Source organism: Providencia sp. PROV197, assembly GCF_028479625.1.
Lineage (GTDB): Bacteria > Pseudomonadota > Gammaproteobacteria > Enterobacterales > Enterobacteriaceae > Providencia > Providencia vermicola.
The window spans coordinates 23765-49653 of sequence record NZ_JAMPNZ010000010.1; the positions used below are offsets into that span (position 1 = coordinate 23765).

27 protein-coding genes are annotated in these 25889 nt (G+C 36.9%); 17 read left to right on the forward strand and 10 right to left on the reverse strand.

From position 1 onward, the window contains the following. Positions 1–360: 360 nt before the first annotated feature. Entirely contained in the window at positions 361–2163 is a 1803-nt protein-coding gene (locus PR808_RS05350) for an FUSC family protein (protein ID WP_206085153.1), read from the reverse strand. 109 nt (positions 2164–2272) lie between these two features. On the opposite strand from PR808_RS05350, the gene PR808_RS05355 reads away from it, so the two are divergent. Next, positions 2273–2734, forward strand: coding sequence for a MarR family winged helix-turn-helix transcriptional regulator (locus PR808_RS05355; protein ID WP_272538867.1), 462 nt, complete (start codon positions 2273–2275; stop codon positions 2732–2734). 481 nt (positions 2735–3215) lie between these two features. Here the strand turns inward: PR808_RS05355 and PR808_RS05360 are convergent, their stop codons facing one another. From PR808_RS05360 to PR808_RS05400, 9 genes are all read right to left on the reverse strand, one after another. Beyond that, positions 3216–3647, reverse strand: coding sequence for a hypothetical protein (locus tag PR808_RS05360; protein ID WP_272538868.1), 432 nt, complete (start codon positions 3645–3647; stop codon positions 3216–3218). A gap of 23 nt (positions 3648–3670) precedes the next feature. Further along, positions 3671–4090, reverse strand: a complete 420-nt coding sequence (locus PR808_RS05365; protein WP_206085150.1) for a winged helix-turn-helix domain-containing protein — start codon at positions 4088–4090, stop codon at positions 3671–3673. A gap of 311 nt (positions 4091–4401) precedes the next feature. Then, positions 4402–4875: a hypothetical protein gene (locus PR808_RS05370; RefSeq protein WP_272538869.1), complete on the reverse strand. Its 474-nt coding sequence runs from the start codon at positions 4873–4875 to the stop codon at positions 4402–4404. Further along, positions 4856–5506 carry a hypothetical protein gene (locus PR808_RS05375; protein WP_272538870.1) on the reverse strand — a complete coding sequence of 217 codons (651 nt, stop codon included), beginning with the start codon at positions 5504–5506 and terminating at the stop codon, positions 4856–4858. The genes PR808_RS05370 and PR808_RS05375 overlap by 20 nt, the downstream gene beginning before the upstream one ends. Further along, complete coding sequence (locus PR808_RS05380; RefSeq protein ID WP_272538871.1) at positions 5484–6065, reverse strand: hypothetical protein; 582 nt, start codon at positions 6063–6065, stop codon at positions 5484–5486. The genes PR808_RS05375 and PR808_RS05380 overlap by 23 nt, the downstream gene beginning before the upstream one ends. Beyond that, positions 6040–6789: a type III secretion system inner membrane ring lipoprotein SctJ gene (gene sctJ / locus PR808_RS05385; protein WP_272538872.1), complete on the reverse strand. Its 750-nt coding sequence runs from the start codon at positions 6787–6789 to the stop codon at positions 6040–6042. Before sctJ ends, PR808_RS05380 begins: the two co-directional genes overlap by 26 nt. Before the next feature lie 2 nt (positions 6790–6791). Beyond that, entirely contained in the window at positions 6792–7088 is a 297-nt protein-coding gene (gene sctI / locus PR808_RS05390) for a type III secretion system inner rod subunit SctI (RefSeq protein WP_272538873.1), read from the reverse strand. Between the two features lie 56 nt (positions 7089–7144). Continuing rightward, a complete protein-coding gene (locus tag PR808_RS05395; protein ID WP_272538874.1) occupies positions 7145–7477 on the reverse strand; it encodes an EscF/YscF/HrpA family type III secretion system needle major subunit in 333 nt (110 codons plus the stop codon). A gap of 23 nt (positions 7478–7500) precedes the next feature. Further along, positions 7501–8670 (reverse strand): PrgH/EprH family type III secretion apparatus protein, encoded by a 1170-nt coding sequence (locus PR808_RS05400; RefSeq protein ID WP_272538875.1) that lies wholly within the window; start codon positions 8668–8670, stop codon positions 7501–7503. A 193-nt stretch (positions 8671–8863) separates the two neighbouring features. Between PR808_RS05400 and PR808_RS05405 the strand changes: the two genes are divergently transcribed. From PR808_RS05405 to PR808_RS05480, 16 genes are all read left to right on the forward strand, one after another. Further along, positions 8864–9643: a helix-turn-helix domain-containing protein gene (locus PR808_RS05405; protein ID WP_272538876.1), complete on the forward strand. Its 780-nt coding sequence runs from the start codon at positions 8864–8866 to the stop codon at positions 9641–9643. After that, entirely contained in the window at positions 9633–11330 is a 1698-nt protein-coding gene (gene sctC / locus PR808_RS05410) for a type III secretion system outer membrane ring subunit SctC (RefSeq protein WP_272538877.1), read from the forward strand. The genes PR808_RS05405 and sctC overlap by 11 nt, the downstream gene beginning before the upstream one ends. Then, positions 11321–12418, forward strand: a complete 1098-nt coding sequence (sctW, locus tag PR808_RS05415) for a type III secretion system gatekeeper subunit SctW (protein ID WP_272538878.1) — start codon at positions 11321–11323, stop codon at positions 12416–12418. The genes sctC and sctW overlap by 10 nt, the downstream gene beginning before the upstream one ends. Positions 12419–12433: 15 nt before the next feature. Beyond that, on the forward strand, positions 12434–14500 hold the full coding sequence (locus PR808_RS05420; protein WP_272538879.1) for an EscV/YscV/HrcV family type III secretion system export apparatus protein: 2067 nt from the start codon (positions 12434–12436) through the stop codon (positions 14498–14500). 17 nt (positions 14501–14517) lie between these two features. Then, entirely contained in the window at positions 14518–14925 is a 408-nt protein-coding gene (locus PR808_RS05425; protein WP_272538880.1) for a type III secretion system protein, read from the forward strand. Between the two features lie 16 nt (positions 14926–14941). Next, positions 14942–16234 carry a type III secretion system ATPase SctN gene (gene sctN, locus PR808_RS05430; protein ID WP_272538881.1) on the forward strand — a complete coding sequence of 431 codons (1293 nt, stop codon included), beginning with the start codon at positions 14942–14944 and terminating at the stop codon, positions 16232–16234. Then, a complete protein-coding gene (locus tag PR808_RS05435; protein ID WP_272538882.1) occupies positions 16231–16674 on the forward strand; it encodes a hypothetical protein in 444 nt (147 codons plus the stop codon). The genes sctN and PR808_RS05435 overlap by 4 nt, the downstream gene beginning before the upstream one ends. Continuing rightward, on the forward strand, positions 16661–17962 hold the full coding sequence (locus PR808_RS05440) for a SpaN/EivJ family type III secretion system needle length determinant (RefSeq protein ID WP_272538883.1): 1302 nt from the start codon (positions 16661–16663) through the stop codon (positions 17960–17962). The genes PR808_RS05435 and PR808_RS05440 overlap by 14 nt, the downstream gene beginning before the upstream one ends. Before the next feature lie 2 nt (positions 17963–17964). Continuing rightward, complete coding sequence (locus tag PR808_RS05445; protein ID WP_272538884.1) at positions 17965–18891, forward strand: FliM/FliN family flagellar motor switch protein; 927 nt, start codon at positions 17965–17967, stop codon at positions 18889–18891. 1 nt (position 18892) lies between these two features. Beyond that, complete coding sequence (locus PR808_RS05450; RefSeq protein ID WP_206085134.1) at positions 18893–19558, forward strand: EscR/YscR/HrcR family type III secretion system export apparatus protein; 666 nt, start codon at positions 18893–18895, stop codon at positions 19556–19558. Between the two features lie 14 nt (positions 19559–19572). Continuing rightward, entirely contained in the window at positions 19573–19842 is a 270-nt protein-coding gene (sctS, locus tag PR808_RS05455) for a type III secretion system export apparatus subunit SctS (RefSeq protein ID WP_206085133.1), read from the forward strand. Further along, positions 19842–20636 carry a type III secretion system export apparatus subunit SctT gene (gene sctT, locus PR808_RS05460; protein WP_272538885.1) on the forward strand — a complete coding sequence of 265 codons (795 nt, stop codon included), beginning with the start codon at positions 19842–19844 and terminating at the stop codon, positions 20634–20636. Before sctS ends, sctT begins: the two co-directional genes overlap by 1 nt. A 20-nt stretch (positions 20637–20656) precedes the next feature. Then, positions 20657–21745, forward strand: a complete 1089-nt coding sequence (locus tag PR808_RS05465) for an EscU/YscU/HrcU family type III secretion system export apparatus switch protein (protein ID WP_272538886.1) — start codon at positions 20657–20659, stop codon at positions 21743–21745. A 128-nt stretch (positions 21746–21873) separates the two neighbouring features. Further along, positions 21874–22389, forward strand: a complete 516-nt coding sequence (gene sicA, locus PR808_RS05470; RefSeq protein ID WP_272538887.1) for a type III secretion system translocator chaperone SicA — start codon at positions 21874–21876, stop codon at positions 22387–22389. 12 nt (positions 22390–22401) lie between these two features. Beyond that, entirely contained in the window at positions 22402–24549 is a 2148-nt protein-coding gene (gene sctE / locus PR808_RS05475; protein ID WP_272538888.1) for a type III secretion system translocon subunit SctE, read from the forward strand. Positions 24550–24565: 16 nt separating this feature from the next. Continuing rightward, on the forward strand, positions 24566–25888 hold the full coding sequence (locus PR808_RS05480) for a type III secretion target, IpaC/SipC family protein (protein ID WP_272538889.1): 1323 nt from the start codon (positions 24566–24568) through the stop codon (positions 25886–25888). Position 25889 lies beyond the last annotated feature (1 nt).

Below are 25889 nucleotides of genomic sequence, written 5' to 3' on the forward strand. Positions count from 1 at the left end.
GTTATCGCTGACTGTATTTTTTAAGGTTGTATTAATTGATAAATTTTTCATTTAACACCTTTTTCATTTATACATGAGATAGCGCGTTTCAAAATTAAGGGATGACAATTTTACTCTCTTAAATAAAGGTGAAAATCATTTATGTCTAAACAATATCGCTTTATTGCTAAAGCTGTTGATTTTCTATTACCCAGCCTTAAAAATGCGGATCACAGCTAAAAGTGCGATTTATATATATGCGACAGGTACTTTTGATATTGTCCCTTTAGGTTTAGAGTCAGAAGGACTTTGGTAAAAATTATCGCTAGAAAAATAGCGGGGTGTTTGTTAGGCAAAAATGCCGTTTAATCCCTCTTTTGCCTAATTGTTTTTCAAATGCTTTTTTAATTGAAAAAGTGCTTGTTGTCTTATTTCATTACGCTGTAAAAACCGAAAAATCGCAGCCATTTTTGTTGCTTCTAATCTGCTTTGTTGAATGCGTTTTTCAAGCACTTTAAGCACTCTCATCTTCGACTCTTGATGCGCAAACTGTTTCTGTAAAATAAACAGATTTATCCAAATACCATGTCGAGATGCAAAAAACTCCAGTGTTGATTCATAAGGTTGCCCATTTTTACCTGCAAGTAATAAGCCGCTCAATAAACGGTGCATCATCTGGGTATTCGACGGCTTGTTCCCTTGAATTAGTGTGGTGATTCCTTGCTTAAATTGCTGTTCTGAAAGATAAATTAATTGCTGGTAACGTTTTTTAGGATTGGTGGGGAAAATCCAGGCAAAAGCCGCCATGGCAATTAATGGGCCAGAGACTACCGCAATGGCATTGCCCACATTTTGCGCCAGTGAAAGGGAAAAAGGATAGCTGGGTTGTAGCAATATCAGTGAAACCATAATGTAGTCAAATGCGATTAGGGCTAATTTATTGTGTGAATAAATCACAACGCCACTAATGATGACTGGAATGATCAACAATGCCATTTGCCATGATGATGAGGCGAAAGGCCATAAATACCAAGTGCAAATTAATGCGGCAATCGCACCAAAAAATTGCCCCGTAAAGATGTATTTCATAAACCTTGCGGGGTAATCAATGGAGGCAAACAAGGCGAGCATGACTGATAGCCCCAGTGTTAAGTAGGCCAAGGCTTGCCATTGTGTCCATAACCATAAAAAGCCAACCGCTATAATGGCGATAAAAGAACGTGTAAAAGCATGCCAAGCAGAAATTTTATTTTGATGGAGTTTTAGCTTGTCATGCTGACTCGGGCGTTTGGTTGATTTTCCGAGAGCCGCATAATAAAGAGGGATTAAGAGCATTTTTAGTACGCCAGTTGGGCACAAAGACAAAAGATGTTTCCATTGTCTATCCGTAGGCTCTTGCGATGGAAAATAGAAAGGTGGCATCGATTGGAATTGTTCTAAATGTAGCAATATCTGGCTTTGAAAAATAAGCTTCTGCCGAGCTTTGGCGACTTGTTTGCGGTGGTAGCGCCAGCCAATACGGTTCGCTTCTAAAATGTCTTCATAGCTCGTCATTGCTTGCCAAAGTTGGTCAATATCCTGTTGCTTTATCGGGCTTTTTTGTTCCAAAGCTTGATGCAAAATTGAATAAAACTGCGTATCGACTTGATTTTTAAGGGCAATGACGGGCTCTTGTTCACGTTTTGGAGTAAACAAAAAATTGAATACGACCGCTGAAAGTACCCCGACAAGAATTGTCCATAACCTGTCCCAAGCAACCATAAATAACCCATCGGTGCTATGGACACTCAACATACTGACCATGACCGCAGAGTAACCCGCCAAAAAGGTGCCATAGGCGACGAAGCCTTTTTGTAGCTGACCGATGCCACTACACGCGCCTAACCATATGGCTAATCCCACAATAAATAACAACGGATTAATGAGATGCAGTTGAATTAATATCACCCCAGCTAGTACACCAATGACGGTGCCCGCAAAACGCCACCAACTTTTTTCGAGTAAATTTTCCCGCCAAGGTTGTGCTGAAGCCCAGACCGTCATGGCTGCCCATTGTGGATGAACTAATCCCAAATATTGAGCAATAAAAAGTGCAGCGATAGAAGCACAAGCGGTAATAAAGGCAAAACGAAAGCGTATTGGGTTAAACCCTAAGCGAAGCAGTAGATTTGTATTATGTGGCATAGATTATCGGTGAGTTTGGCGTGTTAAAAGGTTTAATAGTTGATAAAATCAACTAAAGGCAGTGTGATTATCGACTAATTAGTTGATAAAATCAACTAAAGAGGGATTTATGCGTACAGAACAGGCAAGGGTGTTTGGGGTGATCAGCCGAGCGGCTCATCATTATATGAAATGGATGGGGGAGCCTTATGGGCTCAATGCTATTGAATGTTTGATGATTTTGCATATTCATCAATATGATGCTTCGACACTCGAACAAATTTCGAAGGCGATGGTGGTGGATAAGTCAGTGACAACTCGGGGGGTGAGTAAGTTTTTGGCAAAAAATTGGATAGTAAAAACCCATAGTCAAACCGATAAACGGGCTTACCACATCTCGCTGACACCGCGTGGTCACACTATTGTGGGTGAATTAAATGATAAATTAGATAAGTGGAATGATTACTTAGCTACTGGTTTATCTGAAGGTGAAGCGCAGCAATTATTTGCCTCTTTAGAAAGCTTGGCAAAGAGGGCGGTAGAAAGTTCGGTAACGGATTTTCCTTTGATATGTGAAGGGAAAATGACGTGAGATGACATAAAAAAAGCCAGTTGGGTTTAGCAACCGGCTGAGTGGTTAAATCGAATTATTGTTTAAATACTGGGTTTATATGGGGCGCGGTTCATCCCTTCCCAGTGAAACTCTAGTTTGTTTGTTGCTGATTTATCACCGAATTTTAAATGAGTTTTTAGATTTCCAGTTCCATAATGGGGGTGAAGGTGCACATCAATGGAAAACTAATTTGGGTAATAATATTTAACCAAGTTATTATTTTATAGTTTTTGGGAATAGAATCCCGTGACTCGGTTTTCATTAAATAGCTCCGAATAGAATAAATAAAGAGTATGCTTAAGGTATATTTCAATGGAAAGGCCTAGGGATTCCTTTCCGCTAATGCAATATTAATAGAGTGATGATTAATTTATTATTTCATTTGATAGAGTATTTAATTAATAACCTTGTTTTTTTATGAAATCGTCGAGAAATTAAAATTACATTATAATTTATATGGTTATTTTATTTTTGTAACTGTCAGTGTGATTTTTTCCGATAAATCATCAGGTAACTTTGTTATTTTATTACTCATCATGATGAGTTCACTGTTTTTCTCAATTCGAATGCTAATACCTAACTTCGCCGTGCTGTTAGCAACTTTTTCGGGTAAATTGATTTCAAAATTGATGGTTTTATTCGCACCTTTAGAACGTAGTTGATAGTTTAATAAATTCTCTGTTGGTGATAGTGAAGTATCTATTGGGCTAATAGATATGGTTATCTCAGAGTTATCAGGAATGATTGATGATGAGTAAATAACTCCCTGTAGTTGATGGCTTGAAGAAATTTGAAGAACTTTAGGGAAATAGCTACAACCGAGTAATGTGCTAATAAATAATAGAGAAAATAAAGGTTTATATATTTTTTTTAGCGTTCTAATGATTGACATGATAATAACTCAACTTATTGAAATTAACGGATAAAGACTTTCTGAAAGAAGCATTTAATATATGCATATAATGTATTTCGTGGCTTATGCTTAGATAAAACAGGTATCTCTGATTTTTCGCCAGTATATAAAATACCAATTCTTGGTAATGTCATAATAAGATTTTCATCTAATTCAACTTTTTTAAATGATTGACGTAGTTGCCTAACCAACTTGTAATAGCTACTTTCAGTCACAATAGTTCCTCTTTTTTCCCAGATTTCATACATAACTTCTCTCTTGTTACTTGTCTTAGTAAGTAAAATTTTCAATAAACAGGATTCATTTTCCGTAAGATTCGTTAATGTTTTCCCTCGTGATAGGGTTCTTTTTAGCGAGTCATAAACGACTTGTTCAGATAATAAGACTGTTTGCTCTATTTGCTTGTCATTAAGGTTAATCATAGGTTTTCCCATAAATGATAAATTAGTAATAAGTGATATCTATCCTAACTGGCGATAATATATGCATCAATATAAAGAAACGATGATTGATAATAAATTAAAAAAATTAAGTCGTTTTTTTATATTGAGGTAAAGTGTAATGAAGGTGTGAATTTAAATCATTTATGGTGTGAATTTATATCATAAATAAATTTGTATTTTTTATTTTTTAAGAGGTAATAATGATTGCTTGGCTATATATTAAAACGCATGATTGAAAATTATTAATAATTATGGGAATACCCACTTAGCTAAAGTGGGTATTCCCACATTTAAATATAGTCAATATCAGTATCGTCATCATCAGATTCTAGCTTTATCTGCCCAATATTACGATTAAGTTGTGTTGATAGCGGGCTACTCATCAGGCTGATGGACATATAACGTTTTAGTGTTTTATTGAATCGTTCATAGAGTGAAGAAGGCGTTTCATCAGCTCGTAGTTTTAGCGCTTGTAACGTACCTGCTATGAAACTTTCTTTTTCTTGTTTTTTTAAATGTATCATGGTGTTAAAAACGTAACTGAAGAAATCTTTATCGCTGTTTTTTTGTTCTAATTGCCGAATGAAAGTATCAATTTTTATTTTTTCCTCTGGAGACATTTGAATATTCTCACTCGGTTTTTTTGTCGAAGTGGAAGCGTTGATTGTGTGAGATGAGGATGCCATTTTTTGTTGAATGGTTTGTGTTGATGATAAAGTCACACTTGATGTAAATAATGGTCGGTTATTGATCGGTAGGTTCATGTTTGCCTCGGTGAGTACTGAGTAATTCAATGAATTTTTGATAGTTAGCCTTGTGCTCTTTTAATAATTGGCAGCGGCTGGAGACCGAAAAAATTTGTGGCAATGTGTTCTTTGCTGCAATGTTTGGCGAGAAATAACAAATTTCATTATTGAACTCTAGTGCGATGGTGTCGCTAGAGCTATTACTCTCAATTGTAAGCTCTGGATATTGGTCACTAAAAATGTGCTGCATATTTGCAGGCAAGTGTATCTGGTGATGACGTGTTTTTTCTTGTTGCAAAAGAAAGTAGTGTGCAACAATTTCTTTGATTCGCATGTCACTAAAAAAATTTACAAGTAATGCTTCAAGTCGCTCTGAACTTTGTTTAACTTGGTTCTGAAAGGCATCTTCACTTTTATCTATACAGATAAGAAAATCGGCTAATAATTGTTTTATACCGTCGTTATACCCTTGCTGATAAGCAATTTGATAAATTTCTGTTTTTTCTGTTACCGCCTGCTGATAGAGGTCATTGGCCTTTTTTTGGGCGTATTCAATGACTGTTTTTTGGTATTTAGATGCATTCAATGGGCGCTTTTTGATCAGCACTTTTTCTTGAGCTGTGTCTTTAACTGGCGATAGTTGTTTCATTTTTTGTACTTTCACTGAGATAATGGCAAGTTTTTTCAATAATATTCCAAGGTAATATTGCCTGGTGACAATTAGGGATCATTTGCTGAACTTGCTGACTAAACATATATTTTGCACGCTGAACATAGGCGTGGCCGAAAGGGGCTAGGCACAGCAAAATTTGTGCTGCACCTGATGCAATTAATTTACTTTCTGTATTATTGTTTAACACTTCAATTGGGTTTAATGGTTGAAGAAAATAGTGCTGTAACATTTTGCTATTAGGTGGTTTTCCAAAAAAAAACTCTGATTGAACTTGTAATAAAGCACCTAAATGAACAGCAACAATCGGCAATTTCTTCCAATGTACTGATAACGCTTTGGGTAATAAGCGGGTTTGAGTGCTTGGCATCTGTAAGTCATATTGTTCAATAAGCTTTTGGTTATGCTGCTTTTGCAATAATGGTGGTAATTGGATGTAAATCAATCCATTAAACTCGGGATGAAAATAGTTACCAGGAGCAAGAAAGATATCTCCTTGCTCAATGAGTAATTTACTTAGCATCTGCATTGAGTGCATTCTCCATTTCCATTACTGGTGTTTTTTTATTATTGCGGTATTTCAAAACACAGGCCAATACACAAAATAAGAGAATAGCTAGACTAATAATTGCGCTAAGTATTATTGGATAAGTAGCGTCTTCTGAAGGTGATTTTATTTGGTACTGTAATGGTGGTCGGCTGACAATGACGACAGAAACGTTATCGTACGTCGTTTCTGCAAAACTATTATTTAAAAATAGTTTGATTTTATTCATCATCATTTTCGGGTCTTCACTCCCTGAATAGGTCACCAAGCTGGATATTTTTTGTACTTGTTTAACAGCGCCATTACCATTTAATGGATAGCTCACATGAACCCTTGCATTGACGACATTAGGAATAGAAAGCAATGACTGTTCAAGGCGTTGTTCAATCAAGGAAAGTAATCGAGTCCGTTCAGCCTGTGGTGAAGCAACCAGTGAATCCCCAGGAAAAGCTTGAATGATTTCAACGGGGTCTTTTGACGGTAAGTTGTACTGGCGCAGTAAGTCGACTGCTAGAACAAAATTTTCTGGGGAAACACGGATAGAATCCCCACTTTTATTATCATGTTTACGGTTGGCTTCAATACCATGTTCTTGCAGTACAGCAAGAACTTCATTACTTTGTCGTTGACTTAAGTTACTGAGTAGTAATTGATTGTCACAACCCAGTAATAAACTGATAAAACTAATTAATAACAGTTTTTTTAAAATATTCATGATTATTGCGCTTTTAACACTGTATCAATAGCAGAGACACTTTTATGGGTAAGTGTGCTAATCATACTCATGGCTAAATTATAATTACCAACTTGATTCTGTATTTCAATGAGCTGAGCGGGATTACTGACATCCACATTATTGGCTTTGTTTATTAGATTGGCTTTTTCATTACCAACCGCAGCAGTATATTCGGCAAATAAATTTTTTACTTTATCCTCAAATGAGCCAATAGATATTGGTGTAGTAACATCATCAGTAATATTAGATGGGCTAGAAAGAGATACTGGAGTGACCATAAATTATATCCTATAAAAATAAGAGCACCATTGTAATAGGTGCTTTTATTCAAAAATTAAACGTTACGAATAATCGCTTGAGCAGCGTCTTTAATTGATTTCATGACGTTACTTTGTAATTGTCTCGCCATATTATAGTTACCACTTAATGCGGTAATTTTACCGAGTACTAAAGGGTTATCGACCTCAACATTTGGGTCATCAATCATCTCCTTTAGCTGGTCTCCGATCTTCTTAGTGCGTGCACTAAGACCTGCAGAAGCGCGATACATCATTCCCCATTTACTATCTGCTGCATCTCCTACCTCTAAGTCAGAGTTAACCCATTCCCCTGTACTTACCACAGTACCATTAGTATCTTGTTTTTCACCTATACCCGGAGCTGGCATATAATTTTCCTTATTGATTTATGTTAAAGAGTTTTTGAATTAAATAACCAATGGTTATTGCCTAATAAAATATAACCATTGGTGTTTTTGATAAAAGATTTTCCTGCTAACTCATCATTTTCTAATGAGATAGAGAACTGAATTTGCTGTTCCCCCCATTGCTGATAGAATGAATTTACGAAACTAATTAATGATATGATTTGCTTATCATTTAGACTGCCATTTATACCGAAAATAGTTTTGTTGTTTTCGGTGATTTTATTCCATTTAACATTACTTTCTGTTAATCCTAGTTCGGCATTTTTTATTAATTCGTCTAGTTTTTTTATTCTAAATTCACTTTTTTGATAGCATTGGAAATAATTTAAAAATATTTTATCAATAATATCTTCTTCTTTTTTTGAAATGTTTTTTTCTATTATTTTAATAATAGGGTGACAAGGGTCATCTATATCTATTTTTAATAATTTAGGGATAATATCTGAGATCTTATTCTCTATTTCAATTTCAAGGTTGTGAATTTTTTCAATCTTAAAATGTCTACGATACTTTGATTTTAATAAGCGTTGCATGCTCCAGTCAAAGTCCCGCTGTGTTTTTACTAAGATTAATACCCCATTTTTACCGTCATCAGTGATTACTGCAGGGTGGTGGTTGCCACTAATAATATCCTCAATTGATTGTATTTTTTTATCCTTTGCCATCTCGGAATTGTATGGAATAAATAGACAACTGATGAACATAATAATGATTAATGATATACCCGCGAGCATTTTTGGATGGTATGGCGATTTTTTAAATTTATTCGCTCGCTTTTCTGGTTTAATAGCAATATCTGAGGATGACCCTTCAACAGGTGAGATAGCCCAAGGAGTATCAATATGTTTAATTGCAAAAGGGAATAAATCTTCCAGTACCGTTTCATGTAAGTTAATAGGGATAATTTTGCTTTGATCTTGAGTATGAAGGTCAATGGCGATTTGGCCTTCATAGGAAATAATTGAAAACGTAAAAGGTTCTTGATGACTCGGTATTGAATAAATGGTAAATCCTTCATCAGAAATATTCGTTCTATAATTATTTTCTTCACCGATAATAATAAGGTTAGCATCTAACGTTATTATTATTTCCTGATCGCGCATTTCCCCATTGGCGATTCTCATAATATAGGTTCGATTGTTCATATCTGTCATGCATGTTATCTCGATAAAAATAAGTCAAGCGCATTAAACAGAATAAATATCGAGCAGTCAGCTGAATAAATCTTACTCATTTGCACCTATAGTAGGCTGAATAGGGTATGAAGTATTCCATTTTATTCCTTTGTATTTTGGGAAGGTGTCCTGCAGTCTGCTCTAAAATCAACCAATAGATAGGGCTTATATAATGCCAAAGAAAGATATTGCTGCATTATTAGAAAATGGAAATCTCTATTTTTCTTTACAGGATAAATTATTTCTGGCAGTTAATTTTGCAGAGGGAGCGGCTTTTAGTTATAAATCTCCATATTCAAAATTAAATATTCAATTTGAAAAAAACGCTATATTTATCGCTAATGATGACGCGTTGGATAAATCAGCGAATCCTGACTGGGAAATTTATTCAATAGAATTGTCTGAGCTAATTGAAATCCTTGCTGTTATTGATACTGCAATGAAGCAATCTTTTCTTTCAAAAAAAGATAAGCTTTATTTAAATGATGAAATAACTCAAGAATTTATTCCATTAGATGAAGCGTTTTTTACAGAGATATCTATTAAAAATGTTGTTATCGATTTAGTTATTCGAGAGCAACCAGAGTTTGAAGTTTGGTGTAATACATTACGTAAATACGAAGCTTACGGCATGATGCGTTTTATTCTTTCTGCTGCGCAAAATGATAAAAATGCCAATATCAATCAGCTTTGTGCTCGCTATGGTGTATCTGCTTCTTATTTTAGGCAACTTTATAGAGAAAACTTTAATAAAACAGCGAAACGAAAAATAATGAGTGTTCGTATGGCAAACGCGATTTTGCAATTAATTGAAAGTGAAGGCTCAATTTTGGATGTGGGACTAGAAGCAGGCTACTGCTCAGCCTCTCATTTCACTAATGATCTTAAGAAAGAGTTGGGACTAACTCCTTCAGAGATTAGGCGCCTTGGAGCAAATTTATATGAGCAGTAAAAGAAAAGGAGCAATATTTATTGCACTCCTTTTGTTGAGTGTCAATGTTCATTCGGCTCAATCTGAAACCTTCATTGCAGAGCCGATGGCACAAGAAAAGAGCAATGATACGTTCGTGGCGAATAATATTGCCGTCGGTAAAGTTTTTGAGGCTGTCGCGGAGCAATTAAATAAGCCGATTATTTTAAGCAAATTAGCCGCACAGAAAAAAGTCACGGGTAATTTTAATCTTGCCAATGCTGACGAAATGTTCAAAGCCTTAACTCGTCGTATTGCATTGGTATGGTATGACGATGGCGCCAGTATTTATGTTTACGATAATAGTGAAATGCGTAGTGTGCTTGTGCCAACCCATAAAGTCAGCAGCGGGCAGGTACTTAATTATATTCAGCGTAATGGAATTTATGATGAACGTTTTCCTGTACGTTCCCAAGGTGCTGATAACTTGCTCTTTATTTCAGGGCCCCCTCTGTATGTTGAGCTTATTAAAGCGGCTACATTGTATCTTGAGAAACAACTAACTCAAGAAGAGTCAACAAGCAGTGAAGTTGCTGTTATTTCATTGAAACATGCCTCTGTCACCGACCGGACATATTCATCCCGCGGTCAGAGTATGACGGTGCCTGGCATGCTGACAGTTATTAGTACGTTGCTTAAAGATAGTGGCAATACGGTAGATGAAACCGTTAACATCCAGCCTGCAAAACTTAATGTATCTGGGGATTCAATTGATGAACTGATGGATGCGCCAATAGGGGAAGAAAGGCAGGAAAAAAAGCAGGTTATTGTTAACCGCTCTTCGGGTAAAAATGCGCTTTCATTGGTGGCTCATCCAGATAGTAATAGCTTAATTGTTAAGGGCAGCCAAGAGCAAATTAACTATGTAAAACAGCTTGTTCGTACACTAGATGTACGTCGCCGCCAAGTTGAACTCTCATTATGGATTATCGATATCACTCGTTCTGAGTTAGATAATTTAGGCGTGAGTTGGGAAGTAGGATCATATAAAGCGGGTCGAGGGGCGATAGCCTTTAACCGCAGCACATTATCCAATAGCCAAGACTTTCTATTACAGATAGATGCGTTAAGTAAAAAGGGAGATGGACGTATTGTGTCTCGCCCCGTTTTACTAACCCAAGAAAATATCCCCGCATTATTTGATAACAACACCAGTTTTTACGCCAAATTACAAGGTGAGCGTATTGCGACGTTAGAGCAAGTGACATACGGCACCATGATCAGTGTCATGCCTCGTATTTCAGCGGGTCAGCAAGTTGAAATGGAAGTGAATATTGAAGATGGTGCACAAAGCCATGGCAGTGATGGCAAGGCTTCCAGCGTTGAAGGGCTGCCGTCTATTAATCGCACAAGTATTAATACCGTTGCACGGATTGCGCAGGACAGTAGTTTACTGATAGGTGGTTACACTCGTGAGCAATATATTGAAAATGAAAGCAAAATCCCTGGATTAGGGGATATTCCTTGGATTGGCGGGTTATTTAGTAGTTCCTCAGTTAACCAGCAGAAAATGGTTCGCCTATTCCTTATTCAGCCTCGTTTATTGGATGAAAATGAAGCGTGGGATGGTCGGCAATTTTCAGAAAAAACACGTATCACTCAACGTGATAGTCAATTGCACGGCACGGTACAGTTTTTACAGCAATATATGAGTGAATCATGGCAATAACGCCGATGAATTACAGCAATCGGTTTTTATCCAACACTCAGGATAAAAGCCGTGCATCATCAAAGAGCAATAGTGATGATAGCGACGAGGTTGCTCGTGGTTTAGGTGTCATTGATAGTAGTAGTGAATACGCATCAATGGCTATGCTAGCTGCGAGCCATGTGCGTCGAGGAAACTCTCGAAAGGCACCTGATGAAGAATGGACTCGTTTTTCTGAACGCATTTTAGATAATGATGCAGATGAAAAAGTGATGAGAATCGAGGGGTTGCTAAATAAGCAGCTTATGACACCGCAGCAATTGCGTGCATTATTATTGCAGTTTTTCCCAGATCCAAGCGATTTATTAATGGCGCTAGCAACATTAATTCATCGAAGAAAGTTAAAGCAGGAGCAAATTAACAACCTCGAGACATTAAATGAGTCTCTTCTGAATGATGAAAATGCGCGTAGTGCTCAAGCTGGTGCAAATGTAGCCCTATTAGCGAAAGCATTTGCTGAAAAACTAAAACAAAGTGCTGGGAACCTGAGGGCTGTTTATCGTGAGTTTATTAATTATGATGGCCCTGTGGTTTATTTATATGAACAGTGGGTTGAAGAATTAGAGTTTCAAGAACGTGAAAATATGATGCGCTATCTCGCTAGAGCATTGGCATGTGATTTGCAGGCCTTGCCACTGGGAGATGTCAATGTCAGTGAATTTGGTAATTTTTTTATTCGGGTGGGACGGCTAAGAGAACTACAATCACTTGACCATATATTTAGTCAGCAATTTTTTTTATCAGCATGTTTTCAAAATAATATTGATATAAATAAGCCTATATTGGAAAAATCGCTTAGCCAAGTTTTTACCAGCGGGATCCGCGGGCAAACAATATTTGAAGAAAAAGTAGTTTCTTTTATTAATAAAGAACTTCGTATTGCTCATACCGAAATACGTGCTCAATTTTTGCAGTTATTACTATTGGCTTTTTCAATGATCCCTGTAGCGGTTTTTCCATCATTGGAAGAGAGAGAACAATTATTGGAATCTTTAAAAAAATATATGAGCAATATTGTGGCTAAAGAACAACAGAAAAAAAATAAATAGGAAATTTATCATTCTATGAAAAATATAACAGGGTTTTTATTACAGATCCGACAGCGACCTGAATTAATGGTATTGGTGATTATGGTGATGGTTATCGCTATGTTAATTATCCCATTACCAACGGTGTTAGTCGATTTATTAATAGGCCTGAATATTATGATTTCAGTACTTGTTTTTATGAGTTCTTTTTATATTACTCGAGTACTTAATTTTCAGTCGTTTCCATCCATTTTATTAATTAGTACATTATTTAGATTAGCTTTATCAATTAGTACAAGCCGCTTAATTCTATTAGAGGCGGATGCAGGTGATATTATTGCCACGTTTGGTGATTTTGTTATTCAAGATAATCTTGTGGTTGGTATGGTGGTCTTTGCCATTGTCACGATTGTGCAATTTATCGTGATCACTAAAGGTTCTGAACGTATTGCCGAAGTTGCTGCCCGCTTTTCTCTTGATGCGATGCCAGGTAAACAAATGAGTATTGACGCAGACTTACGTGCTGGTGTGATAGATGAAGCTACAGTTAAAGAAAAACGTAGTGATCTAGAGAAAGAAAGTCAGTTATTTGGTTCGTTTGATGGTGCGATGAAATTCATTAAAGGGGATGCCATCGCAGGGATCGTGATTATTTTTGTCAATTTAATTGGTGGCATTTCTGTTGGTGCAGCTCAACAAGGGATGGATATATCAACGGCGTTGAATACGTTTTCCTTATTGACGATAGGTGATGGTTTAGTTGCTCAAATCCCTGCTCTATTAATCTCGATAAGTGCAGGTTTCATTGTGACTCGGGTGGGTGGTAATGATAAAAACCTAGGGGAAAACATCGTTTCTGAGTTATTTGCTAATGATTTTACGATATTAATTACGGCATTAATTGTGTTATTCATGGGGTTCTTACCAGGCTTCCCAACCAGTATATTTTTATTCCTTTCGGCGCTGTTATTTGGGTTGTTTTCTGTACGTTACTATAAAAGCTACAAGAAAAAGCCACAACAAGATCTACAAGAAACGGAAAGTGTTAACTCAGATGTGACAGAAGGGGAAACTCAGCGCGCTAATCAGGAACTTGCAGAAGAATATATTCCTGAAACATTGCCAATTATTATTTCTGTTAATCAAGAGTACAAACCGCATTTAGAAAAGCATAATTTTCTAGCAAGAATGAAGAAGGATGTGTTTATTCGCTATGGATATCGGATACCCGATATTGCGATTAATTATTCACCTATTGTACCTGAGAACAAAATCGTCATTTTAATCAATGAAGTCAAAGCTGGTGAATACAGTATTTGCTTCCATGGCCATCGTTTATTAACACAAACAGAAGAATTAGTTCATCTTGGTATAGAGTTGACCGAATATACCGATGAATATGGTACGACAAGTTTTTGGTTTGCTGAGCGAGATAAAGAAAAGATTGAGCAACTTGGCCTATTTAGCCGTGATGATGTAACAGAAATGATTGATTGCATTAGTACCTTGATGCTACGCCATATTAATGAGTTTTTTGGTATCCAAGAAACAAAAAATTTACTGGATGATCTCGATAAGAAATACCCTGAACTGTTAAAAGAATGCTATCGACATGCCACGGTGCAGAAAGTCACTGAAGTTTTCCAACGTTTATTAATGGAAAAAATATCCGTGCGGAATATGAAGTTGATTATTGAAAATTTAGTGCAATGGATACCAAAAGAAAAAGATAGCCTGATGTTGGTGGAGCATATTCGTAGTGGAATGGCTCGCTACATTTCTTCTCGATTTGCGGTTGATGGGCGGCTCAATGTACTGATGGTCAATTCAGATTTTGAAGACACCATTCGTCAAGGGATCCGCCAATCTTCTGGGGGGGTGTATTTACACCTTGAACCAGAAACCAGTAATCAATTAATTCAAGCGGCGGAATTGGCCCTAGAAAATAGTTATTTGTCGATTAGAGACGTCAACATGCTAGTACCCGTAGATATCCGTCGTTTTGTGAAAAAAATTTTGGAAGGGCGATTTCCTGAATTAGAAGTGCTTTCTTTCAACGAAGTCTCTGAAACCGTGAAAGTGAATGTGATTAAAACAATTTAATTAATAAGGAGTAAAATATGAAATATCGATTTATAGAATCATTAAATAAATATTTATCTACAGAGGGACGTAGTGACTTAATTAACCCAGAGTTAGACTGCCATACTAATATCCAATTAGAGATGAATGATTCACCTGCTATTAATATCGATCTTTCTTCAGATGATATTATTATTTGGTGCGCTTTAACTCCATGTAATTATAGCCGCTTAGAATCAGTAAGCAGTTTATTATTAAAGTCGATAGTTGAATATGCACCACGTAATTTTCAACCAGGGCAACCTGCATTAAACTTGGTGGATGATAATTTTATTTTATCTGCGGTATTAAAAGAGTCTGCATTAAATGAAAACTCAGTATTCTCAGATAGTTTTGATGAATTCTTTGAACGTGCGAATGAATTGCGCATTCAACTTTCAGCCTAAATTATCTTGATAGATGATGAAAATTTTTGATATCTGCGCGCATCCTGCGCGCATTCACGGCTGTTTGATTGAGGCGCCTTTGCAAGGGGTATTCATTGGTGAAATCTGTTTCATTGAACACTCAATTTCTCATCCAGAGATCATTGCGAAAGCACAAGTGGTGGGCTTTAAAGAAGGTTTAACGGTATTGAGCTTGATTGGCCGAATACAAGGTTTAACACGCGAAGTCGTAATCCGTCCTAGCGGTTACCCCTTTGTATTTCCAGTAAGTGAGTCTTTGGCAGGAAAAATTTTTGATGCATCAGGTGAGCAAGTTGGTCAATTGGCTGAAAGTTCTAGGGAAGAAACAGGTCTCAATAGTCGCTTACAACGTATTGATAACCCGCCAATTAGTGTCACACAACGGCGGCCTATCAATGAGCCTTTAACCACGGGGGTTCGTGCTATTGATGGGCTACTAACATGTGGTTTAGGACAACGCATTGGTATTTTTGCCGCCGCGGGTAGCGGAAAAACGTCATTGATGAACATGATCATCAACCATGCTCATGCTGACATTCATGTAGTGGCTTTAATTGGTGAACGTGGTCGAGAAGTTATTGAGTTTATCGAAGAGTTAAAAAGCTCTCCTCATGCCGCCCAGACTATTTTGGTGTATGCCACATCGGATAGCCCTCCAGTTGAACGCTGTAATGCCGCATTATTAGCTACCACAATTGCTGAGTATTATCGGGATCTGGGGCGCAATGTTTTGTTATACGTCGATTCAATGACGCGTTATGCAAGGGCGTTAAGGGATGTGGCGTTAGCAACGGGGGAATTGCCAGCAAGACGAGGCTATCCTGCTTCTGTTTTTGAACAATTACCGATGTTATTAGAGCGTCCTGGACGTGTGAAGCATGGAGCTATCACCGCTTTTTATACTGTTTTGTTGGAAAGTGAAGAGGAGGCAGACCCGATTGGCGATGAAATTCGTTCGATCCTCGATGGTCACATCTATCTTAGCCATAAATTGGCGGGACGTGGGCATTATCCAGCAATTGATATCTTACAAAGTATTAGCCGTGTTTTCTCGAAGGTAGTATCCCCAGAACAGGCGAAAGCAGCTGTTGAAGTACGTGAAATGCTCGGCACATTACAACAATTACAACTGTACTTGGATTTAGGGGAATACAAAGAAGGTGAAAACAGTGATAACGATAGAGCGCTAAGCAAACAAGTTGAAATTGAAAAGTTTTTAAAGCAAGGCATGGGTGAATCGAGTGACTTTGAAAGTGTGTTCAATCAGCTCCATCAGTTAACAATATGAGTGTAAAGAATTTATTGCTGCTAGTTGAGCGCCGTTTAGATAAAACTCGGCAAGAGCAAGGAAGGCTGAATACAGCTATCTGTGAATTACAACAAAATTTGCTGAGTATAAAAGAGCGTACTCAAATTTTAGCGGCGCAGGTTGTTTTGTATGAAAAGTCCCAAGAATTAAAACCCGTTGAGTTTTGGGAACGACAGCGTTTGAAAGCGGCGGTATTGGCCGAGATTGCGCAATATGAGTATCAAAGCGATAGCATATTGACGCAAATCGAAAAATATCAGCAGTTAGCTGAACGAATAAAAGCGCAATCACTAGTATTACATCGAAAGTGTGAAAAATTCCAAAAATATCTCAAACAGCAGAGAGCTGAACAGTGCTTAAAATTAGAGCGTCAGCAACAACATGAAATAGAGGAGCTATTTGTTCATGTCCGTCATTAAACCTTTTCACAATGAAAAAACAATAGGTAGTGCCGCTGAATTACCAGTAAGAAGCGACCAGTCAGGACAACGTTATCGCCAGCCAACAGCAGCGAATAGAAATATACCTTCTCACCAAAAACTAGCGATGAAGGCCGCTAGTGTTTTTGAACAAAATACAGGTGCTAAATCAGAAGATAAAGGTCGTTTAGTGGGGGGGAATAATGACTCAAAGCTCTCATCTTTCACGGGGCAAGGAGTGCCGATATTACAGGAGGGACCGTTAGCTATTTCTTGTGGCATGCATTTATTTAACGGCGTAGTTGAACCTGAAATTCAAACAGAAACTCTTTTGGAGCTAGGTGATGAAACAGAGCTCTGCAACCAACAAGAAACATCAAGGGATTATGAATTGTTAGATGATGAAATTCCTTTACTCAATATGAGTGGCATCCCATTAGCGCCAAATAACAATATTGTTCAGAAGCCGAACCAGTTATTGATGTCATTGGCAAAAGAGAAAGGGAATTCATCTGAACTGCCTGATATTCATTATGTTGATGAGCAAATAATAGTTAACCCACTGTTATTGAAAAGAGAATCGAAAGGTGATTTTTTCGCGAAGAAACCATCGATGGTATTAGAGAATGAAGGCCATCAAGTGGGAGGAAATCCAGCAACAGAGCGATTAGCAATGGGTATGCAAGAAAGTAAACAGGGCATTGAACACTCAAAAACAGTTGCTCAGGAAGCTCACGTGAATATGCAACCCGAAATTACAGTTAAAGATCCTCAGTCCGATACTACCGCTAAATTAAGCTCTGCAATAATGCAAGAGCGCGTCATACAAGATTTGACGAAAAGTGAGAAAAACCAGTCCGTTTTACAAGAGAATGAAAATATTGATGTCATTAACATATCTCGAAATAGTCTAGGGCCTACGGAACTTGGAACCACGGTACAACCTCAGGCTCAAACATCAGTAGCACGTGAGTCATCTTCTGTGGCATCTCAGATAGATAAATGGGCAGGTCATAGCGCTGCAATTGCGGATTCTCACATTAAAGAGACTTTGCCGCGAACGTTAACTTATACCTTCCATCAATGGAAAAATACACCGTCTGTGACTTTTGAATTGGCGACAAAAACAGATTTTATTGCCACAACACAGAGCCGTGAAGTGCAACATAGCTTACAAGAAAATAAGTATTTACTCAGTGGTGAGAAAAATATTTATTTCAGACAAGACCAAGAACGTGGCCAGCAGCATAGGCAACAACAGGAACAGCATCAGCAAGAAGACGATTAAGTATGTTGAAAATTCGACGAGTTGGTCAGCAAGAAAAGCAACTAAAAATTTGGCAGCAGCAATATCACGTTGATGTGGTTAATTCTCTCACTCACTCAGGACAACGTTATTTTAGAGTGTGTTTACAGAATAAATTGCAGCGAGTAAACGTATTAGTTCAGATTGAAAAATGGTGTCAGCATCGTTGGCCAGAACTTGTTCATTACGCGTGGGGTAACTTGAGTGTTGATACGCTGTGCAATGTTTTTATGTTTGAAAACAAGCATCAACATTTTTTTGAGGGGCAGTTTACATGTTCTTCGGTAGAAATCATTGATGGTAATGATATTCAAGGATTCAGATTATCGGCAAAAGAAACCTGTCTCGGTGAGGTACTGCTGTGTACTCCATTTGATGGCCTAGCGGTGCGAGAGCAAGCCGATAATGGCATCACTAATGTCTCAGTATCGGCAGATTGGGTTTTAGGATACAGCCATATTAGCTTGTCACTCTTGCGTACTTTAGCGTTAGGTGATGCGCTTTGTATTCAACAATTACAACTGCATATGTTGGTTGGCGAACGTGTATTTGCACGGTTTCAAAAACAAGAAGAAGGTTTATTTATGATTGAAGAAATATTGTCTCCAGAAGATGGTGAAAATATTCAATTGGTGGACGATTATCAAGATGAAATTGAACGTCCATTTAATATGGCAGATATGAGTATTAAATTAACGTTTGTACTTGGCCACAGTGATATTCCTGTTACAGAGCTTGGTAATATACAACTTGGTTCAGTATTTTCCATTGGTGAAAATAAAGAACGAGAGGTAAAGATATACGCCAATAAGCAATTAGTGGCAGAAGGAGAACTGATTTATTTAGATGGTGAGAGTGAATTAGGCTTAGAAATTACCCGCATAATTAGTCTCGGTGATAAAAGGGTATAATATGCCAACGGTTCCACAAGAAATACCTTTATTAGCACTTATTGCATTTTCAACACTACTCCCCTTTATTATTGCAGCAGGTACGTGTTATTTAAAAATATCGATTGTATTAGTTATGGTGCGTAATGCGATAGGCGTACAACAGGTACCATCAACCATGGTATTAAATGCGATAGCTTTATTATTATCCATTTTTGTTATGATGCCGGTATTGCAAGATGTGAACAATTATATGCGTCAAGAAAGTGTTGATTTTAGCAATGTGGAGTCCATAGATCACTTTGTTGATGATGGACTGGGGCGCTATAAGAGCTATTTACAGAAATATTCAGAACCACAGCTAGTTAATTTTTTTGAGTCAATACAGCAGGGACGTAGCGAAGAAGAAATTCATGAGGATGGTACGCCTCCAACTTTATTTTCTTTATTACCCGCATATGCACTCAGTGAGATTAAATCCGCATTTGAAATTGGTTTTTATATTTACCTGCCTTTTGTGGTGATTGATTTAGTCATCTCCAGTATTTTGCTTGCACTCGGTATGATGATGATGAGTCCAGTGACGATTTCTATCCCTGTAAAATTAATTTTATTCGTTGCTATCGATGGATGGACATTAATTTCTAAAGGGTTGGTGATGCAATATATTGAATTAGCTCAGCATTGACGTGGAATATTGATATGGACGAAATCGTGTATGTTAGTAATAAGGCGATGTTATTAATTGTTATCTTATCTGCGATCCCAGTTATTGTTGCGACAGTAGTAGGGTTATTAGTGGGATTAATACAAACGGTAACTCAGCTTCAAGAACAAACTCTCCCTTTTGGTATTAAATTATTGGCGGTATTTGGTTCACTATTTATGATTTCAGGGTGGTTAGCCGATAAAGTGATGAATTATGCCACGGAGGCGATCCGTATGGCGATCCCTGCGGTAGGGCTACTGTAATGAGCCAAGAGTTAGTTTCGCTAGCATCCTATTTGTTTTTTTTGTTCCAGCAAGGACTAATTAAGTTAGCATTAGCTTGGTTAAGAATTGCACCTGTTATGTTTTTTTTGCCTTTTTTTAGCAATAAACTGCTAAATGGCGGGATTATTAAAAATTGTGTCGTGATTTATATTGCCTTGGGGTTGTGGCCTTTTTTTATGGGAGTAGATCTTCAAGGGGAGCAAGTAGGGTTAGCTGAAGTTTTTTTATTTGAAATCGTTGTTGGTTTAACATTGGCTTTTATTTTAGGCCTACCTTTCATGATTGCTAATGTGATCGGTGAATTGATTGACACGCAGCGAGGTGAAACGATCAGTAGTATTATTGACCCAGCAAGTGGGACTGAAGCTTCAGAGCTGGCTGTATTCTTGAGCTATATTGTGTGCATGGTATTTTTATCTCAAGGGGGAATGTACCAACTTTCAACTATATTTGCTCAGAGCTACCATTTACTACCACTGGGACAAGGTTTTTCCTCTTTTAATAGCTTAGCATTAGGGGAATGGTTAAATAGTATGGTTCTTAAAGGTGTGATTTTAGCTGCTCCAATAATTGTAACCTTATTTATTACCGAGGTAGCTCTTGGGTTATATTCCCGTTTTTGCCCACAGTTGAATGCATTTTCATTGTCATTAGCAATAAAGTCGACTATTGCGTTTATTGTATTTTTACTTTATTTCCAAAATGAAGTGCCAGATATATTAATGAATATGATTTCATTAACGCCATTGAATACGATTTTTCTTTCTAATTAACGGTATACAGTTTAATTATTATGGCAGAAAAAACAGAGAAGCCTACTGATAAAAAAATAAAGGATTCAGCAAAGAAAGGACAAAGCTATAAAAGCAAAGATTCAGTTGCCGCGATTGTATTAGTCGTTAGTGCTTTTATCTTTGATGGTATGACAAGTTTATCTGACTTGGGTCTATTAACAAAAAAGATATTACTGTCTCCAAATAATATAAATATTGATACATTACTTTGGGAATTCTTTATTGTTTTTATTGGTATTTTATTACCAGTTTTATTGGCGTGTTTTTTAGCTGGAACGTTGGTCTCATTATTACAGAGCCGTTTTAGGCTAGCGACAGAGGCAATAAAACTGGATTTAACAAAATTAAATCCTATTGCAGGGCTAAAAAAAATATTTTCTTTGAACTCGTTAAAAGAACTTATTAAAGCTATTTTATACTTGCTTGTCTTTGTTGTCTCCGCATTGGTTTTTTTCTATCTTTGGCGACATGACATTTTTATGCTTTATCGGACTACCATTGAAGGCATGATCCAGCAATGGGCAGATTTATCAACGACCTTTATCATTGTATTTTTAGCCGTAGCATTACTAATTATTATCGTTGATATGATTACTGAATTTTTCTTATTTATTAAAAACTTAAAAATGGAAAAACAAGAGGTAAAGAAAGAGCACAAAGACAATGAAGGTGACCCTCAGATTAAGAGTGCGCGACGAGGTTTACATCAAGAATTACTTTCTGAAGAAGTTAAATCAAATGTGCGTAATTCTACATTTGTGATGGCTAATCCCACACATATTGCAATGTTAATTTATTACGATTCGGATATTGCACCATTACCCTTTTTGTTTTCTAAAAGTAAAGGAATATATGCGAAGGCCATTATCAAATATGCACAGCAGCAAGGTATTCCTATTGTCCGTGATATCCCATTAGCTCGAAAGGTTTGGCGGTTATATAAAAAAGATAGTTTTATTGACGACTCAGGGCTAGAAGAAATCATGCAAGTCATATCCTGGCTAATTAGAGTTGAATTAGTCAAAATGGGTATTGATGTTGATGATGCATTAGGAAAATTAGCCGAAAATGGCGGCATTAAATTATAAATTTTTCTAAATGAAAAATAACAATATATAGATTAAATCGTTTTTTTAAAGCCACGAAGAAATTGATTAATTATGATGCAAAAAGATAACAGCATCATATATTAAATATTCAAAAATAAGGTAAATATATGAATAATATTCAACATGATGAAAAACAAGATATTGATATGGAAGAATTACTCGGAAATATTACGACAGCACTAATGGATGGTGCAACTTATAAAGATATACACGGTATTCCTCAATGCACAATGGATGGAATTTATTCTTATGCTTATGAGTTTTATCAACAAGGTAAATTAAAAGAAGCAGAGACTTTTTTCCGATTTCTAAGTATTTATGATTTTTATAATACTGACTATGTGATGGGGCTTGCTGCGGTTTATCAGTTGACTAAACGTTATGATAAAGCTACAGAGTTATACGCTTTGGCATTTGTACTGGCTAAAAATGATTATCGGCCGTTGTTCCATGCAGGGCAATGCAATTTGATGATGAAAAAAAGTAGTGCGGCATTGCACTGTTTTGAAAGCGTTGTAGCGAGTAGTGAAAATGCTGATTTACAAAAAAAATCAAAAGCCTATTTAAATTCATTAAAGAAAGACTCGCCAGAAAAAACGGATTCAACAGATTCTAGAATATAACGAGGAAATGATATGGTCGATATTACAAACCTTGGTAATAATGAACGAATAAAAAACATTTATACCTTTTTACAAAACAGTAACCCATTAGGGACTGGAGATGAAAGTGTTAAATCAGTATTAGCATTAGAAATAGCCTGTGAGGAGTTGACATCTACAGAGCAGATGAAAAAGCAGCGCAATGAAAATATTCCTAAATTATTAAAACCAAAAATGATGATGATGAAAATGAGTCCACAAATAGCAGGCTCAAAATCACAAAAAGGCTTTAATGGAACCGCATTACTTATTGAAACATTTTCAACACTGCGTCAATTATTACATGAAGGTAACTTAGGTGAATTAAAAAATAGACTTGAATTAATCAATGCCGAATCAGAGGCTTTACGTAATCAAGGTAGTGAATTACTTAATTCATTTGCAAATTCAGCAAAGGAAGCTGAGAGATACACTATTCAGACCCTAGAGGTTGAAAAAAACTTAAATCTCGCGAAAGAGCAGTTAAACAACATCACAGATAAGCAAAAAAATCTTCAACAAACCATTACGAATAATAAAGATCGTTTGGCTAATATTAAACTTGAATTAGCCGAAAATAAAAAAATATTAGCGCAGATAAACGCTTTAGAAAAGCCGATAACAGAAGAAGCCTATCAAGTTGAAGTTGCCGCTGAAGCAAAGATTGCAGAGTTGAATACACAATTTAATCAATTAACCAATGAACAGGCAACATTGGAAGCCTCATCTGTTTTATTAACTAATCAAAAAAATGAATTTAATTTAAAAATTGATACGTTACAACGTGATTTTGAAGGGTTAGCTGATAAATCTATCGAGTTAACTAAGATTTGTGACGATAACCGTAACAAACTAACTCAATTTATAGAAACTACCCCCCGAAATGTTGAGCTGGATGGTGATAAATGGGAAAACACGTTGGCATTGTTGACCTTGTTGACAGCTCAACTCAAAAAAGCGATTAGCGAAGACTCTGTTCGTAACATGAAAGAACAAGAAGAAGTCATGATGAAAATCAATGAGGCTTCTCGTAGAGACTCGGAAAAAAAAGCGCAAGAAGCGGAGGCGTCCGAACGTAAAGCGGCTGAAGCGAATAAAGCGGCTTCATGCACGAGTAAAATCTTTAGTTATATTTTGTTGGCTGTTTCAGTTATTGCCACGGTTGCAACGCTTGGGGCAGCGACGCCACTTACATTAGCCGTTGCTGCTATAGGGATTGCGATAGCGGTTACAGATATTGTATTAGAAGAAACAGGTCATAGCAGCCTAATGCAAATGTTAGCTGACCAAATTTCTTATGTTGTGACGAACATGCTGATTGAGTTTGGTGTACCAGAGGAGAAGGCTAAACAAATTGGCAGCATTGTTGGCATGATTGTCGCAGCAATTGCTTTTTTGGCACTTTCCCTGCTTTCAATGGGCTCTGCGATAAAAAGTATTCCGAGCATGATAAAAAACATACCGAAAATGATAAAAGGTATTATCAAATCAGTGCCTAAAAGTTTAACCAATGCACTCGGTAACATATCGACTAAAGTGGCAGATAGCGCTGATAGTATGGCAAAGCTTTCTAAACTCGCTAAATTGTCGGATAAATTTGATGAAGTAAAACATACTGCGAAAGCGATTAGCCAAATTGCAGATAAAGCGGATAAATCGTCAGACGTTGTGTCCATTGGTGGCCAAATGGTGAAGGTCGGTGACTCGGTCGCGGACAGTGGTGATAGCGTGGTAAGCCTATCCAAATTCGCTAAATTATCAGACAAATTTGATGATATTACTGATGTGTCTTCAAGTGCTAAGCATGTCGTTGATAGCGTAAATAAACAAAGTGTGGGCATGGCTCGTCTTGAAGTTGCAATGAAAGGCACTGGTGCTGTTATGAGTATTACAAATACGGCAGCAACGGGTGGACTACGTTTAGATGCTGCCGCGAATATACGTGATATGAAAGCAATGTTGGCGGGTATGATGCTGAATGATGCGTCAATTCAAGCATTAACAGAGCTGCTTAATGCTCTTATCAAAGCAATGTCAAAAGAAACAGAGAAGTTAAGTGAAATGTTCAACGGTATTTTGGGCTCTCTTCAGGAGTCGAATAACCAAAAAGTTGAAATGTTGAAAATGGCACGTTTTGGGTAAAAACTGAGAGGAAAAAATGGAAATTAATACTAATAAAGAAAGCATTATAAATATATTAGCCAATAACCATGCTTCGATTATATCGACAGCATTAAATGACTCGAGTTTAGAAGGCATTACACCTAAAAAAGTAGTGACGGTACAAGAAATCGATTTGTTAGCGAAACAAATCAGTACAGAAAAAATTGAACTTAAAGAAGCGATCGCAATAAAAGATATTAATGTGGAGCACATATTAGAGGCATTAACCTTATTAGGTGCTTCAGAAAGAATGGCATTACTGGGGGATGTTCATCAATTTATTACGATTACACCAGAAAAAATGCAGCAATTAGTGGCTAAAGTATTAGCAGAAGAGATAAACATTTCCGAGCAAGCTTTCCAAACAGCCCAATTACCTGATGAAATAGAAATAAAGCAAATAGGGCTTGCTGTACAGGTAATATTAGGAAGTTCATTACTTAAAGATGCTTTCAATAATAGCCAAAGCAATGTAGAACTTAAAGAGAATGAAATTAAGTCGACAGGAGAATTAAAATCAAACCAATTCATTGGGATTATTAGCAGTGATATATTATTAGCGTTAAGCTCAATTGTTCGTAAAGTATTATCTGAACTGAATATCTCCGATCGTCGAATTAGCGCCGATTTCTTATCATTAAATGCCAAAATGGTAGAGGCCGCTGCAGACTCTACCATTAAAGAAGGTGAAAAAGCATTTTATAGTTCATTGGCAGGGTTCTGTACTTCTTTTGCTGTGAGTTTGGGAAGTGGGTTGGTTCAAGCTAAATCACTGCACACACAACTTAAATCGACAAATACTAATTTGGTGAAGGCGAACCAAAATAGCGCTTTAACTGATAACTTGAAGGCATTAAGTCAAAGTGGGGCTTCGACGAAAAATAATACGATTAGCCTTAAAGGTAAAGATGGCAGCTCAATAGATATGGTGGACAGCCCAAGTTCAACTCAGAAAAACTTAGTAAATCAACGAAATGCAGAATCTGCACAAAAGACTAATAAGTTAGGGCTGGCGGAAAGCCAAGAGCATGATCGTATTGTGAATAAATCGAGAACATACAGCAGCATAGCAGAACAAGGCGGGCGCCTATCCGATAATGCAGGACAAATGGTGACATCAGGGACTCAAATTAGCGTTAAAGAAGAAGAAGCAAATAAAATGAAGCAACAGGCGACGGCTGATATCGCACGTACTATTTCAGCAGATAAAGATAAACAAGTAGATAAAGATAAAGACCTTGTGAAGCAAATGAGTGAGTATTTACGTGAAATTAGAGAGGCTAATTTGCGAACATTTCAGAGTGTTGTAAGGGGCTAAC

Bases quoted from the DNA above. Each gene is read 5' to 3' on its own strand.
- PR808_RS05350 (WP_206085153.1), bottom strand. From the start codon at position 2,163: ATGCCACATAATACAAATCTACTGCTTCGCTTAGGGTTTAACCCAATA.
- PR808_RS05355 (WP_272538867.1), top strand. From the start codon at position 2,273: ATGCGTACAGAACAGGCAAGGGTGTTTGGGGTGATCAGCCGAGCGGCT.
- PR808_RS05360 (WP_272538868.1), bottom strand. From the start codon at position 3,647: ATGTCAATCATTAGAACGCTAAAAAAAATATATAAACCTTTATTTTCT.
- PR808_RS05365 (WP_206085150.1), bottom strand. From the start codon at position 4,090: ATGATTAACCTTAATGACAAGCAAATAGAGCAAACAGTCTTATTATCT.
- PR808_RS05370 (WP_272538869.1), bottom strand. From the start codon at position 4,875: ATGAACCTACCGATCAATAACCGACCATTATTTACATCAAGTGTGACT.
- PR808_RS05375 (WP_272538870.1), bottom strand. From the start codon at position 5,506: ATGAAACAACTATCGCCAGTTAAAGACACAGCTCAAGAAAAAGTGCTG.
- PR808_RS05380 (WP_272538871.1), bottom strand. From the start codon at position 6,065: ATGCACTCAATGCAGATGCTAAGTAAATTACTCATTGAGCAAGGAGAT.
- sctJ (WP_272538872.1), bottom strand. From the start codon at position 6,789: ATGAATATTTTAAAAAAACTGTTATTAATTAGTTTTATCAGTTTATTA.
- sctI (WP_272538873.1), bottom strand. From the start codon at position 7,088: ATGGTCACTCCAGTATCTCTTTCTAGCCCATCTAATATTACTGATGAT.
- PR808_RS05395 (WP_272538874.1), bottom strand. From the start codon at position 7,477: ATGCCAGCTCCGGGTATAGGTGAAAAACAAGATACTAATGGTACTGTG.
- PR808_RS05400 (WP_272538875.1), bottom strand. From the start codon at position 8,670: ATGACAGATATGAACAATCGAACCTATATTATGAGAATCGCCAATGGG.
- PR808_RS05405 (WP_272538876.1), top strand. From the start codon at position 8,864: ATGCCAAAGAAAGATATTGCTGCATTATTAGAAAATGGAAATCTCTAT.
- sctC (WP_272538877.1), top strand. From the start codon at position 9,633: ATGAGCAGTAAAAGAAAAGGAGCAATATTTATTGCACTCCTTTTGTTG.
- sctW (WP_272538878.1), top strand. From the start codon at position 11,321: ATGGCAATAACGCCGATGAATTACAGCAATCGGTTTTTATCCAACACT.
- PR808_RS05420 (WP_272538879.1), top strand. From the start codon at position 12,434: ATGAAAAATATAACAGGGTTTTTATTACAGATCCGACAGCGACCTGAA.
- PR808_RS05425 (WP_272538880.1), top strand. From the start codon at position 14,518: ATGAAATATCGATTTATAGAATCATTAAATAAATATTTATCTACAGAG.
- sctN (WP_272538881.1), top strand. From the start codon at position 14,942: ATGAAAATTTTTGATATCTGCGCGCATCCTGCGCGCATTCACGGCTGT.
- PR808_RS05435 (WP_272538882.1), top strand. From the start codon at position 16,231: ATGAGTGTAAAGAATTTATTGCTGCTAGTTGAGCGCCGTTTAGATAAA.
- PR808_RS05440 (WP_272538883.1), top strand. From the start codon at position 16,661: ATGTCCGTCATTAAACCTTTTCACAATGAAAAAACAATAGGTAGTGCC.
- PR808_RS05445 (WP_272538884.1), top strand. From the start codon at position 17,965: ATGTTGAAAATTCGACGAGTTGGTCAGCAAGAAAAGCAACTAAAAATT.
- PR808_RS05450 (WP_206085134.1), top strand. From the start codon at position 18,893: ATGCCAACGGTTCCACAAGAAATACCTTTATTAGCACTTATTGCATTT.
- sctS (WP_206085133.1), top strand. From the start codon at position 19,573: ATGGACGAAATCGTGTATGTTAGTAATAAGGCGATGTTATTAATTGTT.
- sctT (WP_272538885.1), top strand. From the start codon at position 19,842: ATGAGCCAAGAGTTAGTTTCGCTAGCATCCTATTTGTTTTTTTTGTTC.
- PR808_RS05465 (WP_272538886.1), top strand. From the start codon at position 20,657: ATGGCAGAAAAAACAGAGAAGCCTACTGATAAAAAAATAAAGGATTCA.
- sicA (WP_272538887.1), top strand. From the start codon at position 21,874: ATGAATAATATTCAACATGATGAAAAACAAGATATTGATATGGAAGAA.
- sctE (WP_272538888.1), top strand. From the start codon at position 22,402: ATGGTCGATATTACAAACCTTGGTAATAATGAACGAATAAAAAACATT.
- PR808_RS05480 (WP_272538889.1), top strand. From the start codon at position 24,566: ATGGAAATTAATACTAATAAAGAAAGCATTATAAATATATTAGCCAAT.